This window comes from uncultured Tenacibaculum sp., assembly GCF_947495995.1.
Taxonomy (GTDB): Bacteria; Bacteroidota; Bacteroidia; order Flavobacteriales; family Flavobacteriaceae; genus Polaribacter.
In genome coordinates this window covers 87767-102176 of sequence record NZ_CANMAX010000002.1, presented here as the reverse complement: position 1 = coordinate 102176, position 14410 = coordinate 87767, and the positions used below count along the sequence as shown (strand labels likewise).

Sequence of the window (14410 nt, the reverse complement as noted above, 5' to 3'; positions counted from 1 at the left end):
TTTTGCTACTCGATTTAAAAGAAATAAGTCAACTAATGAGCATACAATCGTTACTAGAAGCGAAGGTTAAAGAAGGGTTTGAAAAATTATACGAAACTGAAATTCCATCTGTTGAATTTCAAGCAACCCGAAAAGATTTTGAAGGAGATATAACTGTAGTAGTTTTCCCTTTATTACGATACAAAAAAGGAAATCCGGTTCAAATTGGAAACGACTTAGGTAATTACTTGGTAGAAAACGTACAAGAAGTATCTAGTTTTAATGTTGTAAAAGGATTTTTAAACTTAGTTATTGATGATAGTTTTTACATCAATTTCTTTAACGAAATTGCTACTAACGAAAGGTATGGCTTTGTAACTTCTAGTACAGATGCTAGAATGGTTGAATATTCTTCACCAAACACTAATAAACCTTTACACTTAGGTCACGTTCGTAACGTATTGTTAGGATATTCTGTTTCTGAAATCTTAAAAGCTGCCGGACATAAAGTTTACAAAACTCAAATTATTAACGATAGAGGAATTCATATTTGTAAATCGATGTTAGCTTGGAAACGTTTTGGTAATGGTGAAACTCCAGTATCAACAGGTTTAAAAGGTGATAAGTTAGTTGGAAACTACTACGTAAAGTTCGATCAAGAATATAAAAAAGAAATTAGTGACTTAGTTGCTAATGGCATGAGTGAAGATGACGCTAAAAAACAAGCGCCTATTTTCTTAGAAGCTCAAGAAATGTTACGTAAATGGGAATCTGGTGATGAAGAAACTGTTGCACTTTGGAAAACAATGAACGGTTGGGTATATGAAGGTTTTGATGTAACATACAAAAACATTGGTGTCGATTTTGATAAATTATATTACGAAAGTGATACGTATTTATTAGGAAAAGATGTTATAGAACAGGGATTGAAAGATGGAGTGTTCTTTAAAAAAGAAGACGGTTCTGTTTGGTGTGATTTAACTGAAGATGGTTTAGATGAGAAATTGGTATTGCGTTCTGATGGAACTGCAGTATACATGACTCAAGATATTGGAACTGCAATTCAGCGTGCTAAAGATTTCACAGATTTAAACGGAATGGTTTATACGGTTGGTAACGAACAAGATTACCACTTTAAAGTACTGTTCTTAATCTTAAAGAAATTAGGCTATAACTGGGCAGATCAATTATATCACTTAAGTTACGGAATGGTTGATTTACCATCTGGAAAAATGAAATCTCGTGAAGGAACTGTTGTTGATGCTGATGATTTAATGAATGAAATGACGAACACAGCTCGTGATATTTCTCAAGAATTAGGAAAATTAGAAGGATACTCAAACGAAGAAAAAGAATCGCTATATAAAATTATCGGATTAGGAGCTTTAAAATATTTCATATTAAAAGTAGATCCTAAAAAGCGAATTTTATTCGATCCACAAGCTTCTGTAGATTTCCAAGGAAATACAGGTCCGTTTGTACAGTATACTTTTGCTAGAATCCAATCTATCTTAAGAAAAGCAGATTTTGATCATTCTAAAACTGTCTCAGGAATTGATTTACACGAGAAAGAAAAGGAATTAATCAAACAATTAGAGTTATATCCAGAAGTAATTCAGCAAGCAGCGAAGAATTATTCTCCTGCAGTAATTGCTAATTACACATATGACTTAGTTAAAGAGTTCAATTCTTTCTATCAAAATGTTTCTATTCTTGGAGAAGAAAATGAAGATAAAAAGATTTTTAGAGTACAGTTATCTAAGAAAGTTGCAGATACTATTGCCTCTGCATTCCGTTTATTAGGTATCGATGTTCCTGAAAGAATGTAATTCTAACGAATGAACGTTGTAACTAAAATAATTTTAAAAAGTATGCTAAAGCTTATACTTGGTGGATTACTTATTGGTTTTTTCCATCAGTATGATCTTATTTTAGCCATACTTTTAATTTTAAAAATTACACACTCATTCGTAAAAAACATAAGAAACAAAACATTTAATAGTAACCTAGTTTTTGGTTTTCTATTAACTGCTATTATCGGATATACTTGTGAATATTTTGGCACAAAATATCAATATTGGGAATATCACGATGTAGCTACAGAAATACCCAAATGGGTGTTTTTTGCATGGGGAGCAGCTTTTATTTTAATGTATCAAACAGAATTGGAAATCAATAAAAAAGCTTCACATATATCATCAAAAATAAAAAAATGGTTAGTGCTTTTTATGGTTGCCATCTTCCCTACTCTTGGTGAAATTATCACCATCAATTTAGGAACATGGAGTTACGATATGCCTTATAAAATTTTCGGCGTACCTTTAGCAGCTGTAATTGCATTAATTATCATCCACTATGCTGTAAACGCATTATTGGGTGTTACAAGTAAGAAATTCGGAATTAAAGACCTTGTTTTTAATCCTTAATTATAAATAAACAACTAATAGATAAAACACGAATTATGAAATATGATATCATAGTAATTGGATCTGGTCCTGGAGGTTATGTAACTGCCATTAGAGCTTCTCAATTAGGTTTTAAAACCGCTGTGGTTGAAAAGGAAAGTTTAGGTGGTATTTGTTTAAACTGGGGATGTATTCCTACCAAAGCTTTATTAAAATCGGCTCAGGTATACGATTACTTAAAACATGTTGACGAATACGGTTTAAAGGCTGAAGCTATTGACAAAGATTTTGATGCTGTAATTAAAAGAAGTCGTGGTGTTGCTGACGGAATGAGTAAAGGTGTTCAGTTCTTAATGAAGAAAAACAAAATCGATGTAATTAACGGCTTTGGAAAAATTAAAACTGGTAAGAAAGTAGATGTTACTGCTGAAGACGGAACTGTAACTGAATACTCCGCAGATCATATTGTAATTGCAACTGGAGCTCGCTCTCGTCAATTACCAAGTTTGCCTCAAGACGGTAAAAAAGTAATTGGATATAGAGAGGCAATGACATTACCTCAACAACCAAAATCTATGATTGTTGTTGGTTCTGGTGCTATTGGAGTTGAGTTTGCTCACTTTTACAATGCAATGGGTACAGAAGTAACTATTGTAGAATATATGCCAAATATTGTTCCTGTTGAAGATAAAGATGTTTCTAAACAAATGGAACGTTCTTTCAAAAAAGCTGGAATTAAAGTAATGACTAACTCTTCTGTTGAATCTGTTGATACTTCTGGTGATGGAGTAAAAGCTACAGTAAAAACTAAAAAAGGAGAGCAAGTTTTAGAAGCTGATATCGTTTTATCTGCTGTTGGTATTAAAACAAACATTGAAAACATCGGATTAGAAGATGTAGGAATTGTTACTGATAGAGATAAAATCTTAGTAAACGATTGGTACCAAACTAATATTCCTGGTTATTACGCTATTGGAGATGTAACTCCTGGTCCGGCTTTAGCACACGTTGCTTCTGCTGAAGGAATTACTTGTGTTGAAAAAATCGCAGGTTTACACACAGAAACTATCGATTACGGAAACATTCCTGGATGTACATATGCAACTCCAGAAATCGCTTCTGTTGGTTTAACTGAAGAAAAAGCTAAAGAACAAGGTTACGATATTAAAGTTGGTAAATTCCCATTCTCTGCTTCTGGTAAAGCGAAAGCTGCTGGAACTCCAGAAGGTTTCGTAAAAGTAATCTTCGATGCTAAATACGGAGAGTGGTTAGGTTGTCATATGATTGGTGCTGGTGTAACTGATATGATTGCTGAAGCTGTTTTAGGTAGAAAATTAGAAACTACCGGTCATGAAGTATTAAAAGCTATTCACCCTCACCCAACAATGAGTGAGGCTGTTATGGAAGCTGTTGCTGATGCTTATGACGAGGTAATTCACTTATAAAAAGATTTTATAACAATTTGATATAAAAAGACCTTGCATTTTTGCAAGGTTTTTTTTTATATTTAAGACAAATAAAATTTATCAAGATGAAAGCAAAATATCAAAGTGTTTTAAACTTAGGAGAACAATTAGAAATTAAAAACGGAGATGTTAAAGAAGAAAACGGTGTCTTACACATTTCTGGTACAGCAAAAAATCAATACGAAAAGAACCTTATTTGGGATGAAATTAAAAAGGCTGGTGGTGAATCACCTTCTGATATTGTTGCTGATATTTCTGTAGAAGATACTTCTGTATATGCTAATCACACTGTACAAAGTGGAGAAACTCTAGGTAAAATTGCTAAGCATTATTATGGAGATGCAATGAAATACAAAGAGATTTTTGAAGCGAATACTAATATCTTAAAGTCTGCTGATTTAATTCACCCAGGACAAGAATTAGTAATTCCTAATCTATAACAAAGTTTAAAACGACTGACTACTATATAAAAAACCTCGCTGTAAAGCGAGGTTTTCTTTTTATATAATCTAAACACAGATAGATTAAATTTATCAATTTACTTTAAATACTCAAATGTGTTAACCATTTTGTATTTCGGACTTCTACTCATAAAATCTCTAAAAAATGCAGTGTGACTTGCTCCCATTAAGATAAAAACTCTGTCTTCTTTTGTTAACTTAATTCTGTTTAAATTAGAATACATTCTTAAGTTTCTTTGGTAATATTTTGCAGCTTCATCGGCTCCTTCAAAACCATTTTTTGTTCCTGCATGTGTTAACATATCTGCATTCACAGTAATTAAGAAATCTAAATATAAATCGTGATTAGAAAGTTTTAACTGATTTAGTAAACTCAAATTATCTCTATCTACTTTAATGCTTGTATGATAAGGAATCGGATTTTGATAATATTTATACAACATTTCTTTATCGATCTCATTATTTATCTCTGCACCAATTTTATAGTTGTAACTCATTTTATGATCAATTCCATAAATTCTCTTTGTTCCAGATAGTCTTCCTAATTCATAAGCTAATAATTCTACTTCATTAGGGTTTTTAAACTTCATATCAGGATTCTTAACATATTGTTTGTATAACGATTGTAATTTTTCATCGTTCTCTGGTCTAGTTTCTACAAGAATAACAGTTGGTTTAAACTTTGCTAACATCTCAGCAATTTTATGAACCGCCTTTTGATTTTTTTTATCATTCTCATCAAACTCAGTTTTATTTTCATCAGAAGTTTCTCCCATATGAAATGTACCAAAGTTTAATACTTGTATTTTCTGTACTTTACTTTCTATCTCTTTTTTATCAGCTTCAAAATCGATTTGCTGACCAAATGCTAATGTTCCTAATAATAATTGACTAATGGTTAAAATTTTAAATAGTTTCATCTGTTGTATGTTTTTGTTTTTATGTTTTATTGTTTGATTAATTCTTCTAAAGTTGTCATGTTAAAATCTACTGAAGCATTTGCGAGAAAGTTTAATATTGGTAAATGTCCGGCTCCAATCAATACGAAAACTTTGTCTTTTCCTGGTGTATTTATATTCAACATGTTTTGAAATATTCTTAAGTTTCTGCTATACCACCATATGGCTTTGTCTGCGCCGTAGTAATCATTTTTCTCTCTTGCTCCCATCTTAAAATCACCAATTAAATAATGTCCGTGACTATGATTTACTACATCTTTATTATTAAGTACTCTAAAGAATTCTAATAAACTTACTTCTGTTTTTAACTTATCTTCTTTCTCATATAAACTGAAATAAGTTTTATCGATCGTCATTTCTCTTTGCAATACCTCTGCTCCTGCTCTATTGATAAATTCACCTTGTTTCTTTTTATGATCTTCTTTAGTCAAATCACTTTTAAAGTTTCTTGCTGAAGCATCGATAGCATATATTTTTTTGTGTCCTAGCAATTTTCCCAATCGGAAGCCTATTTGATATACTTCATTAGACTTTAACTCAAAATTTCCTTTTAAATACGCATTATATAAAGAATCTAATCGATTTTGTTTTGTTGCTTTCCATTCCACAGCAATTTTTGTTGGTGCAAACTTTTTAATCGTATTTATTACTTCTTTAAGCTCTGCTTGTTTCTCTTTAGAAAATATATTTACTGAATGTTTTTGCTTGTATGTATCTAATCCAGGATTAGCAAAATGAAAAGATCCTAAGATGAATACATCTGAAGTAGCAATTTCTTTAAAATGTTCATCGATTTCTTTTTTCTGACTGAATATGGTTTGACTTAACAAACAAACCGTAATAATGAAGATTCTGATATACATGACATTTGATTTTTTAAATTCAACACTTCAAAAGTAGTATCGATTCAAGCCTAATATTTTCAGATTCCACCAAGTGTAAATTCTAGATTACAAACACCTTGTTTTTTTATACTTTCTGTTTCGTTGTGTAGTTTTCGGTGTTTGTCCTAAAAAACAGGAATTAGATGGTAAACTCACTTTAAGGAGTAACTTTAATAGCTACATTTGAAGTATGGAAATAAAGAATAACTTAAAATATCACTTTCTCTTTGGTTTTGTTCTTGTGTTTATGAACATATTTAGAAAGTATGTTACTATGGGACACGAAATGTTTGTAAAACAGTTTAACATTTTTGGTGTTGTACTAACTACAACATACTTTATCACATTTTTTTGTGTTTATGCCTTGAATATAAAAGTGATTAGTCCAAAAACTTTAGCTAAGAAAAATCTAATTTATTTCTTTTTAGGTCAGATCTCTTTATTTTTTGTTTTTCCAGCAATACGATATTTTTTAGAGGAAGTTGTCGTGTATTCAATTTCTGGATATCATAACTATTCAGATAGCACTAGAACTTTCTGGTATTACATTTTCGATAATTCTTATTATAGTTTAAAGGTTATTCTTTTCAGTACATTCATATACTTACTCTTCGCTTTTTTAAAGAATAAGAATAAAATTCATAAGTTAGAATTAGAACAACAAAAAGCCGAATTAGGTGCCTTAAAAACACAATTAGAACCTCACTTTTTATTTAACACATTAAATGTTTTTTACTCAGAATTAGCAGAAACACAACCTAAAACAGCCAAAGGAATTCATAAACTATCAGAACTTTTGCGTTACCTAACTTACGAAGCTCAAAAAGATTACATGCCTTTACAAAGTGAAATTAAGTTTGTAAAAGACTATATGTATTTTTATGAAAAGCGCTTTGAAGATAATTTGTTTGTTGATTTAAAAATTGAGGGTGAAATTGGTATGCAAGAAATACCATCGTTAATGCTTATTCATTTTATAGAAAACATTTTTAAACACGGAATAGTTAACGATTCAAGTTTTCCTGCTGAAATACATATTCAAAGCACAGAAAATCATCTTATCTTAAAAACTAGAAATAAAATTTCACTAGTAAAAAACTATAGTTCTAAAGGTATCGGAAGAGAAAATTTAAAAAAGCGTTTATCTCTTTTATTTGATAATAATTATATTTTTGACTTCAATGAAAATGATGTTGAATACAGTACTCATTTACAAATACCTTTAAAGAAGTAACAGCTATGGAAAAATTAAGATGTTTATTGGTTGATGATGAAGCTCCTGCGATTAGATTATTAGAATCTTATGTAAAGAAAGTTCCGTTTTTAGATTTAGTGGCCGCAACAACAAATCCTATTGAAGCTTTAGGTATTATTGAAAAAGAGAATTTAGATGTTATATTTCTTGATATCCAAATGCCAACTATCACAGGAATTCAGTTATCAAAAATCATAAAAGATAAAGTAAGTGTTATTTTTACTACTGCTTATCCTCAATTTGCTATAGAAAGTTATGAGTTAAATGCTGTAGATTATCTTTTAAAGCCTTTTGAGTTTGAACGCTTTTACAATGCCATTTTAAAAGTTAAACCGAAAGAAAATACAACTCCTATAAGTAATAGTGATGAGTTTACGTTTATTAAAACTGATGGGAAAAATAACTTTGAACGAATTTACACAAAAGACATCATTTACATTGAGAGCTTAAAGAACTACGTTTCTATTCACACTAGAGAAAATCAAATCATTACCTATAATACCTTAAAACACTTTGAAAACGAACTATCAGAAAAGAAGTTTGTAAAAGTTCATAAATCATATATTGTAGCTTTAGAACATGTTGTTAAAACAGATTCTTTAACAGTGTACTTATCTAATGGTAATAATCTTCCTATCGGAGATACTTATAAAAAAAACTTCTTTGAAAGTATAAATAAATTTATGCTTTAAAAAACTCTTGTATCGAAACGATTTCAACCGTAAAAAACAAGATAACTATCTTTAAAAGTGATAATTAAACATTATCAACTTTATAGTGTTTTTTAATAAACAACATTGATTCTTTATTTTTTTAGCTTTTTTACAAGAAAAAAAATTATAAAATAGATTTTCGGCACCATTCTTGTTAACATATATTTAACTAAAAACTATATTACAATGGAAGTATCAACTACTATTAGTCTAGAGGGGGATATTGCTATGAAAAACTAAGAAAAAGATTAAGAAACTTAAAAACCGAAACATATGCTAGTGTTTCGGTTTTTTATTGATCCTAATTATATTTCTATCATAAAAAAACCACACTGGTTAAAGTGTGGCTTTATTCTATATCGTATTTAAAATTTATTTTATCTTCTACTTCTAACATTTCTAGATCTTGAAGTATTTCCTTTTGATCTGTTAGAACTTACACTTCTTGTAGCTCTTGTTTTTGATCTTGTAGATGTACTTCTTGATTTATATCTATTGTTTTTAGCTCTTTTTGTTGAACTCACCGATCTGTTAGAGTTCACTGATCTATTATTTCTAGAATAACTTCTTGTTTTTTGAGCCTGACTGATTCTTGAACCTCTATTATTATTAGCTGCTCTAGTATTAGATCTATTTACTGTAGCTCTATTTCTTGAATTTGCTTGTACTCTGTTTCTAGAAATATTTCTAGTTGCCGATCTATCTCTTGAAACTGTTCTCGTTGTTCTAGTAACCGTTCTAGTTCTATTAGCGTTTCTATTACTAGCTACTCTAGAACTACTTCTATTAATTCTACTGTAATTACGATCATTTCTTTGATACATTGTTCTTCTATTATCTCTAGATCTGTATCTTACATTTCTAGCACTAGCTACTCTTCTTCCTCTGTTAAAGTTTCTCACAGTAGCTCCTGGTCTACAATACGTACGGTTTCTGTATGATCTGTGATAATATCCGTTATAATAATTGTTTCTATATACAGAATAAGAAAATCTATAAGGAGAATAAAATCTTCTGTAAGGACGATCCCAAACAATACATCTATCTACTACTGGTACTGAGAAATACCTATGATATGGTCTGTATACATAACGTCTATTAAATCTATTAATATAACCTGAACAGTTTATGAAATTACCGTAACTATTATAGTGAACAAATAATCCTCCAACTCTAGAAACTCTTCCCCAGTGATTATATCTTATGAAAACATCACCTGCCTGAGTAATTCTTCCGAAGTGATCATAAAAGATTGGAATATCTTCAATTTGTACTACTGCTCCATAGTCATCATATTGTACAAACGGATCGTAATTAAAACCTGAATTAAAACTAATATTTACACCTGGTCCATTAATATTTACGTTTACACCCCTTCTTGGTCCGTCAAGGTAAAAATCGAATTGTCCGTCTGGATAAACTGAAAACTCTACACCACCTTCTGTAAAGATGAATGACTTACCATAGTTATAGTAACGTGCTGTTGCATTTGTACTTGTTGCCGATGCGTTAGCTGAAAAGGTAGCTAATAAAAGTCCTGTAAGTAGTAAAACAAATTTTTTCATACTATTTGATTTTAAATGCACATCATTTTTTTGATATACACTTAGATGTTTGCAAGTAGCGTGCCAAAAATTTTTAAGACGACTTTTAGAGCGTTAAAATAATACAGTTCAACATGACTATACTAAACAAAAAAGAAGAGTAAATTACTCTCTTTTTTTAAAAAATTATTTCTTCTGATTATCTGGAGGAATTCCTCCGTTATCACCATGATCCATTGGTGAAAAGTCAAATACTGATCTGCCCGAATTGTCAGCAGGAACACCTTGGCTATCGCCATGTAAACCTCCGTAAATATGTAATAGGTTATCTAACTTAAATTTTTTGAATTGTGCTATCATAATTTATTTTTTTGATTTTATTGAAATTATAATTAATCTTCATAAACTGGCGTTAATCGACGAATATTATCTAATGAAATATTCAAGGGTAAAGTATCTTTAACTTTAGCATTTGTTTCTAAATACGATTTTACTACTTGATGTAATACTTGTTTAAAGGATTGCATTGTAATACTATCTTCAAATTCAAATGAAAGTACTAAATCTCTTGGAGATGTTGAATAATTTTTAATCTTGTTATAATTCAATACATCTTTTTCATAAACTTCTTTAAGCTTATGTATTGCGTGTACTTCTTTAGCATATTGATATGCAAAAGGCTTAACAATGGAATCTTTATATATGTATAATGTGTTTTTATTTTTCAATGGATAGATAGATGAACATCGATCTCTTATACTTTCTAAATTAATTACGTATTCATGATCATCTATGAACAAAGACGTAAGAAATGCAAATTCATGTTTCTTAATTGTTTTATTTCTAGCTTCTCTAAATTCCCCTAAAGTCTTATACGTATTTAAATCGAAAATAGTATCAAAAGTTAAATCTATTGGATCATTAAAACTTGATTCAATTACGATACGTTTCTCCTTTGATTGATTACAACCTATCAATATTAGTAAAAATAGCAATGTGTAAATGGTATTTTTCATAGCATAAAAAAAGTCGAGAAAAATTCTCGACTTAAAAATTAATGTATTTTCTAAAAATTATTTCTTGAATAACTTTGTAACATCTTCAGCTGTTAATAAACGAGATACTTTTACATTTTCTTCAACATCTACAGGGTTATCACCGCTTGTCATTTGAATTTGTAAGAAAGCTTCTCCGTCTTCTCTAGAATACTTTAACCAAACAATTTGTCCGTTTGCTTTCATTTTTAATGGATCTCTTGGTACAGATTCAAAACCTCCCATTAACCCCATATATAACTTATCTAAGTCGTTATCTAAGTTTTTAAAACTAAAGCTTACATATTCGTGACCAATAGCATTTATATTCTTAAAAAAGAAGTTATAATCGTTTTCGCCTACTTTCTCTAAATACACATAACTAATTTTTCCAACAACTTCGCTTTGGCTTGTTTCGATAAATTCGATTTGTGAATACACAGATCCTGAAACTACTAACAATAATAACAATAAAGCTTTTCTCATAATTCTATTAATTTTAGGGATTCGTATTTTTAAATAATTACTTTAATAACGCCTAAAAATAGAATTATTATATCAATTTTACTATTTTTCGGCGAATTAAAAATGAATAATGAAAGTTTGTATCGCCGAAAAACCTAGTGTTGCAAGAGAAATCGCTAACATTTTGGGTGCCAATACGAAACATGATGGATATTTTGAAGGAAACGGTTATGCCGTTACTTATACTTTTGGTCATTTGTGTACACTTTTAGAACCAAAAGACTACAAACCGCACTGGAAAAGCTGGGATTTGAACAATTTACCCATGCTTCCAGATAAATTTGGTACCAAAGTAACAGCAGATTCTGGAATCCAAAAACAATTCAATATTGTAAAGTCATTATTCCAAAAAGCCGATGTGGTTATCAACTGTGGGGATGCCGGACAAGAAGGAGAATTGATTCAACGTTGGGTAATTAATCAAGCGTCATATAAAGGAAAGGTACAACGTTTATGGATTTCTTCTCTTACTGAAGAAGCTATAAAAGACGGTTTTAATAATCTTAAGGAAGAAGAAGATTATAACAATTTATATTATGCTGGCTATTCGAGAGCAATTGGAGATTGGTTATTAGGTCTAAATGCTACTCGTTTATATACCGTAAAGTTTGGTGGTTACAAACAAGTATTATCGATAGGAAGAGTACAAACTCCAACCCTAGCAATGCTTGTTAAACGTTATTTAGAGATTCAAAACTTTAAGCCTCAACCTTATTGGGAATTACAAACTACGTATAGAAATACTTTATTTAATTGTGAAGAAGGACGATTTCTAAAAAAAGAAGATGGTCAAGCTTTTGCCGATAAAGTAAAAACTGCTGATTTTGAAGTGGTATCTGTTACAAAAAAGAAAGGAAAAGATTACGCTCCTAAACTTTTTGATTTAACAGGTTTACAGGTTTATTGTAACAATAAATTTGGTTTTTCTGCTGATGAAACTTTAAAAATAGTTCAGAAATTATATGAAATGAAGGTGGTTACTTATCCTAGGGTTGATACTACTTTCTTACCAAACGATATTTATCCTAAAGTTGCAGGAATTCTAAAAAACTTAACTAATTATGCTGAAATTGCTCAGCCTTTATTAGGTAAGAAAATAAAGAAATCATCTCGTGTTTTTAACGATAAGAAAGTAACCGATCACCACGCGATAATTCCAACTGGAGTTCAAACGAATTTACAGTACAATCAACAACAAGTGTACGATATTATTGTGCGTCGTTTTATTGCTGTTTTTTATCCTGATAGTGATATTGCAAATACTGCTGTAATTGGAAAAGCAGATGATGTATCATTTAAAACCACAGGAAAAGAAATTTTGACCAAAGGATGGCGAGTAGTTTTTGAATTTAATGAAGAACCTAAAAAAGTAACTTCTGACCAAAGTTTACTTCCAAATTTTGAAAAAGGAGAAAAAGGTCCGCACGAACCTAGTTTCTTAGAAAAGGAAACAAAACCTCCTCGAAATTATACCGAAGCTAGTTTACTTCGTGCTATGGAAACAGCAGGTAAACAAGTTGATGATGATGAAATGCGTGAATTAATGAAGGAAAACGGAATTGGTCGTCCTTCTACACGTGCAAGTATTATTGAAACACTTTTTAAACGTAAATATATTGAACGTCAAAAAAAGCTAATTTTACCAACAAAAACAGGAATAGACCTTATTCAGTTAATTGATAATGAATTATTAAAATCTGCTGAATTAACAGGACTCTGGGAAAAGCGTTTGAAAGAAATTGAACGAGGAGAATATCATGCCAGTACATTCATTAAACAGATGAAACAAATGGTAGATCAATTGGTATATGAAGTTCGTTCTAGTAAAAAAACTGTGCGTCTTTCCGCAGAAAACAATAAGGAATTGACTCCTAAGAAAAGTCAGAAAAAAGCATCTAGTAAAAAAACTGTTACAGGAAAAGAATGCCCGAAATGTAAAAAAGGGAATTTATTAAAAGGTAGTACTGCTTACGGATGTTCTAATTATAAAAATGGTTGTGATTTTAAACTTCCATTCACTTTCCTTGACAAGAAAATTTCAGAAAATCAATTAATTCGATTATTAGATAAAGGTTGTACAACAAATTTAAAAGGTTGGAAAACTGATCAAGGAAAAGCAGAAGGTTTGGTTCGTTTTGATGATAATTTTAATTTGAAATTAGAAACTAAACAAGGTGGAACAACTAAAACTAAAACTATACCAGATAATATCACTTGTCCGAAATGTAAAAAAGGAACAATTCTAAAAGGTAAATCTGCTTATGGATGTTCTGAACATAAGAACGGTTGTACGTTTGTTTTTCCTTTTTCAAGAATTAAAGAACTCGCAAATGGAAAAGATATTACCAAAGCAATGGTGTATGATTTTTTAACTACGAAGTTTGAATAGTATAGTAAAAACCAAAGCTATTCACATAAATAATCAATAGGAATTAAATAATTTATTTAGGGGAAGGAAATAAACTTTGGTTTTTTAAATTAAACACAAATCCTAAAATTATCTTAGGATTTGTATTTTTTTATCCACTCTAAAGATTTCTCTGTTAAATCTTGAATTCTTTCATAATCGAACTCTCCTTTAGCATTTTTTACAATTAGTTTCGATCCCATTCCTAAACAAACAGCTCCGGCTTTAATCCATGATTTAATATTATCTTCATTTGGAGAAACTCCTCCTGTGGGCATAATGCTTGTCCATGAACACGGGCCTTTAATAGCTTTGATAAAACCTGGACCGTAAATACTTCCTGGAAATAATTTTACAATTTCACATCCAAGAGCTTCTGCTTTAGAAATTTCAGTAAGTGTTCCACAACCAGGAGACCATAATACTTTTCTTTTATTACAAGTAATTGCTATTTCTTCTTGAAATACTGGTGTCACTACAAAGTTTGCTCCTAATTGCATATATAAGGCCGCTTCTGCTCCGCTAGTTACAGAACCAACACCAAGAATCATATCACTATATTCTTTACTACAATATTTAGAAAGCTTACCGAAAACTTCATGTGCAAAATCTCCTCGTGCAGTAAACTCTAATAAACGAGCACCGCCTTTATATAAAGCATCTACAATCTTTTTACAGGTTTCTATGTCTTCATTATAAAAAAGAGGTACTAAACCCGTTCTATCCATTGCTATAATCACTTGTATTCGTGAAAACTTAGCCATAATATATCTTTTAA

General features: G+C 30.4%; 14 protein-coding genes. 7 read left to right on the top strand and 7 right to left on the bottom strand.

Going from position 1 to position 14410, the window contains the following annotated elements:
- Nucleotides 1-35 precede the first annotated feature (35 nt).
- From argS to Q1A15_RS05505, 4 genes are all read left to right on the top strand, one after another.
- The gene (gene argS / locus Q1A15_RS05520) at nucleotides 36-1808 is read left to right on the top strand and encodes an arginine--tRNA ligase (protein ID WP_299620059.1); all 1773 of its coding nucleotides are present in this window, start codon (nucleotides 36-38) and stop codon (nucleotides 1806-1808) included.
- A gap of 42 nt (nucleotides 1809-1850) precedes the next feature.
- Nucleotides 1851-2405: a hypothetical protein gene (locus tag Q1A15_RS05515; protein WP_299620056.1), complete on the top strand. Its 555-nt coding sequence runs from the start codon at nucleotides 1851-1853 to the stop codon at nucleotides 2403-2405.
- A 35-nt stretch (nucleotides 2406-2440) separates the two neighbouring features.
- A complete protein-coding gene (gene lpdA, locus Q1A15_RS05510) occupies nucleotides 2441-3829 on the top strand; it encodes a dihydrolipoyl dehydrogenase (protein WP_299620053.1) in 1389 nt (462 codons plus the stop codon).
- Nucleotides 3830-3915: 86 nt separating this feature from the next.
- A complete protein-coding gene (locus Q1A15_RS05505; protein WP_299620050.1) occupies nucleotides 3916-4290 on the top strand; it encodes a LysM peptidoglycan-binding domain-containing protein in 375 nt (124 codons plus the stop codon).
- Nucleotides 4291-4388: 98 nt separating this feature from the next.
- Here the strand turns inward: Q1A15_RS05505 and Q1A15_RS05500 are convergent, their stop codons facing one another.
- Nucleotides 4389-5231 carry a DUF5694 domain-containing protein gene (locus Q1A15_RS05500; RefSeq protein WP_299620047.1) on the bottom strand — a complete coding sequence of 281 codons (843 nt, stop codon included), beginning with the start codon at nucleotides 5229-5231 and terminating at the stop codon, nucleotides 4389-4391.
- 26 nt (nucleotides 5232-5257) lie between these two features.
- Nucleotides 5258-6133 carry a DUF5694 domain-containing protein gene (locus tag Q1A15_RS05495; RefSeq protein WP_299620044.1) on the bottom strand — a complete coding sequence of 292 codons (876 nt, stop codon included), beginning with the start codon at nucleotides 6131-6133 and terminating at the stop codon, nucleotides 5258-5260.
- Between the two features lie 211 nt (nucleotides 6134-6344).
- Here Q1A15_RS05495 and Q1A15_RS05490 point away from each other — a divergent pair, with 211 nt between their 5' ends.
- Both Q1A15_RS05490 and Q1A15_RS05485 read left to right on the top strand, forming a co-directional pair.
- The gene (locus Q1A15_RS05490) at nucleotides 6345-7388 is read left to right on the top strand and encodes a histidine kinase (RefSeq protein ID WP_299620041.1); all 1044 of its coding nucleotides are present in this window, start codon (nucleotides 6345-6347) and stop codon (nucleotides 7386-7388) included.
- A gap of 5 nt (nucleotides 7389-7393) precedes the next feature.
- The gene (locus Q1A15_RS05485) at nucleotides 7394-8101 is read left to right on the top strand and encodes a LytTR family DNA-binding domain-containing protein (protein WP_299620038.1); all 708 of its coding nucleotides are present in this window, start codon (nucleotides 7394-7396) and stop codon (nucleotides 8099-8101) included.
- A gap of 398 nt (nucleotides 8102-8499) precedes the next feature.
- On the opposite strand, the gene Q1A15_RS05480 is transcribed toward Q1A15_RS05485, so the two are convergent.
- The 4 genes from Q1A15_RS05480 to Q1A15_RS05465 all read right to left on the bottom strand — a co-directional run bounded on the left by Q1A15_RS05480 (nucleotide 8500) and on the right by Q1A15_RS05465 (nucleotide 11186).
- Nucleotides 8500-9687: a hypothetical protein gene (locus tag Q1A15_RS05480; RefSeq protein ID WP_299620035.1), complete on the bottom strand. Its 1188-nt coding sequence runs from the start codon at nucleotides 9685-9687 to the stop codon at nucleotides 8500-8502.
- A gap of 165 nt (nucleotides 9688-9852) precedes the next feature.
- Nucleotides 9853-10026 carry a hypothetical protein gene (locus Q1A15_RS05475; protein WP_299620031.1) on the bottom strand — a complete coding sequence of 58 codons (174 nt, stop codon included), beginning with the start codon at nucleotides 10024-10026 and terminating at the stop codon, nucleotides 9853-9855.
- Between the two features lie 32 nt (nucleotides 10027-10058).
- Complete coding sequence (locus tag Q1A15_RS05470) at nucleotides 10059-10682, bottom strand: hypothetical protein (RefSeq protein ID WP_299620028.1); 624 nt, start codon at nucleotides 10680-10682, stop codon at nucleotides 10059-10061.
- Between the two features lie 57 nt (nucleotides 10683-10739).
- The gene (locus tag Q1A15_RS05465) at nucleotides 10740-11186 is read right to left on the bottom strand and encodes a hypothetical protein (protein ID WP_299620025.1); all 447 of its coding nucleotides are present in this window, start codon (nucleotides 11184-11186) and stop codon (nucleotides 10740-10742) included.
- 109 nt (nucleotides 11187-11295) lie between these two features.
- On the opposite strand from Q1A15_RS05465, the gene Q1A15_RS05460 reads away from it, so the two are divergent.
- The gene (locus tag Q1A15_RS05460) at nucleotides 11296-13614 is read left to right on the top strand and encodes a type IA DNA topoisomerase (RefSeq protein WP_299620022.1); all 2319 of its coding nucleotides are present in this window, start codon (nucleotides 11296-11298) and stop codon (nucleotides 13612-13614) included.
- Between the two features lie 113 nt (nucleotides 13615-13727).
- On the opposite strand, the gene Q1A15_RS05455 is transcribed toward Q1A15_RS05460, so the two are convergent.
- Nucleotides 13728-14396, bottom strand: coding sequence for a bifunctional 4-hydroxy-2-oxoglutarate aldolase/2-dehydro-3-deoxy-phosphogluconate aldolase (locus Q1A15_RS05455; protein WP_299620019.1), 669 nt, complete (start codon nucleotides 14394-14396; stop codon nucleotides 13728-13730).
- Nucleotides 14397-14410: the final 14 nt, after the last annotated feature.

Coding starts and splice junctions, on each gene's coding strand:
- argS (WP_299620059.1), top strand. CDS start 36: ATGAGCATACAATCGTTACTAGAAGCGAAGGTTAAAGAAGGGTTTGAA.
- Q1A15_RS05515 (WP_299620056.1), top strand. CDS start 1,851: ATGCTAAAGCTTATACTTGGTGGATTACTTATTGGTTTTTTCCATCAG.
- lpdA (WP_299620053.1), top strand. CDS start 2,441: ATGAAATATGATATCATAGTAATTGGATCTGGTCCTGGAGGTTATGTA.
- Q1A15_RS05505 (WP_299620050.1), top strand. CDS start 3,916: ATGAAAGCAAAATATCAAAGTGTTTTAAACTTAGGAGAACAATTAGAA.
- Q1A15_RS05500 (WP_299620047.1), bottom strand. CDS start 5,231: ATGAAACTATTTAAAATTTTAACCATTAGTCAATTATTATTAGGAACA.
- Q1A15_RS05495 (WP_299620044.1), bottom strand. CDS start 6,133: ATGTATATCAGAATCTTCATTATTACGGTTTGTTTGTTAAGTCAAACC.
- Q1A15_RS05490 (WP_299620041.1), top strand. CDS start 6,345: ATGGAAATAAAGAATAACTTAAAATATCACTTTCTCTTTGGTTTTGTT.
- Q1A15_RS05485 (WP_299620038.1), top strand. CDS start 7,394: ATGGAAAAATTAAGATGTTTATTGGTTGATGATGAAGCTCCTGCGATT.
- Q1A15_RS05480 (WP_299620035.1), bottom strand. CDS start 9,687: ATGAAAAAATTTGTTTTACTACTTACAGGACTTTTATTAGCTACCTTT.
- Q1A15_RS05475 (WP_299620031.1), bottom strand. CDS start 10,026: ATGATAGCACAATTCAAAAAATTTAAGTTAGATAACCTATTACATATT.
- Q1A15_RS05470 (WP_299620028.1), bottom strand. CDS start 10,682: ATGAAAAATACCATTTACACATTGCTATTTTTACTAATATTGATAGGT.
- Q1A15_RS05465 (WP_299620025.1), bottom strand. CDS start 11,186: ATGAGAAAAGCTTTATTGTTATTATTGTTAGTAGTTTCAGGATCTGTG.
- Q1A15_RS05460 (WP_299620022.1), top strand. CDS start 11,296: ATGAAAGTTTGTATCGCCGAAAAACCTAGTGTTGCAAGAGAAATCGCT.
- Q1A15_RS05455 (WP_299620019.1), bottom strand. CDS start 14,396: ATGGCTAAGTTTTCACGAATACAAGTGATTATAGCAATGGATAGAACG.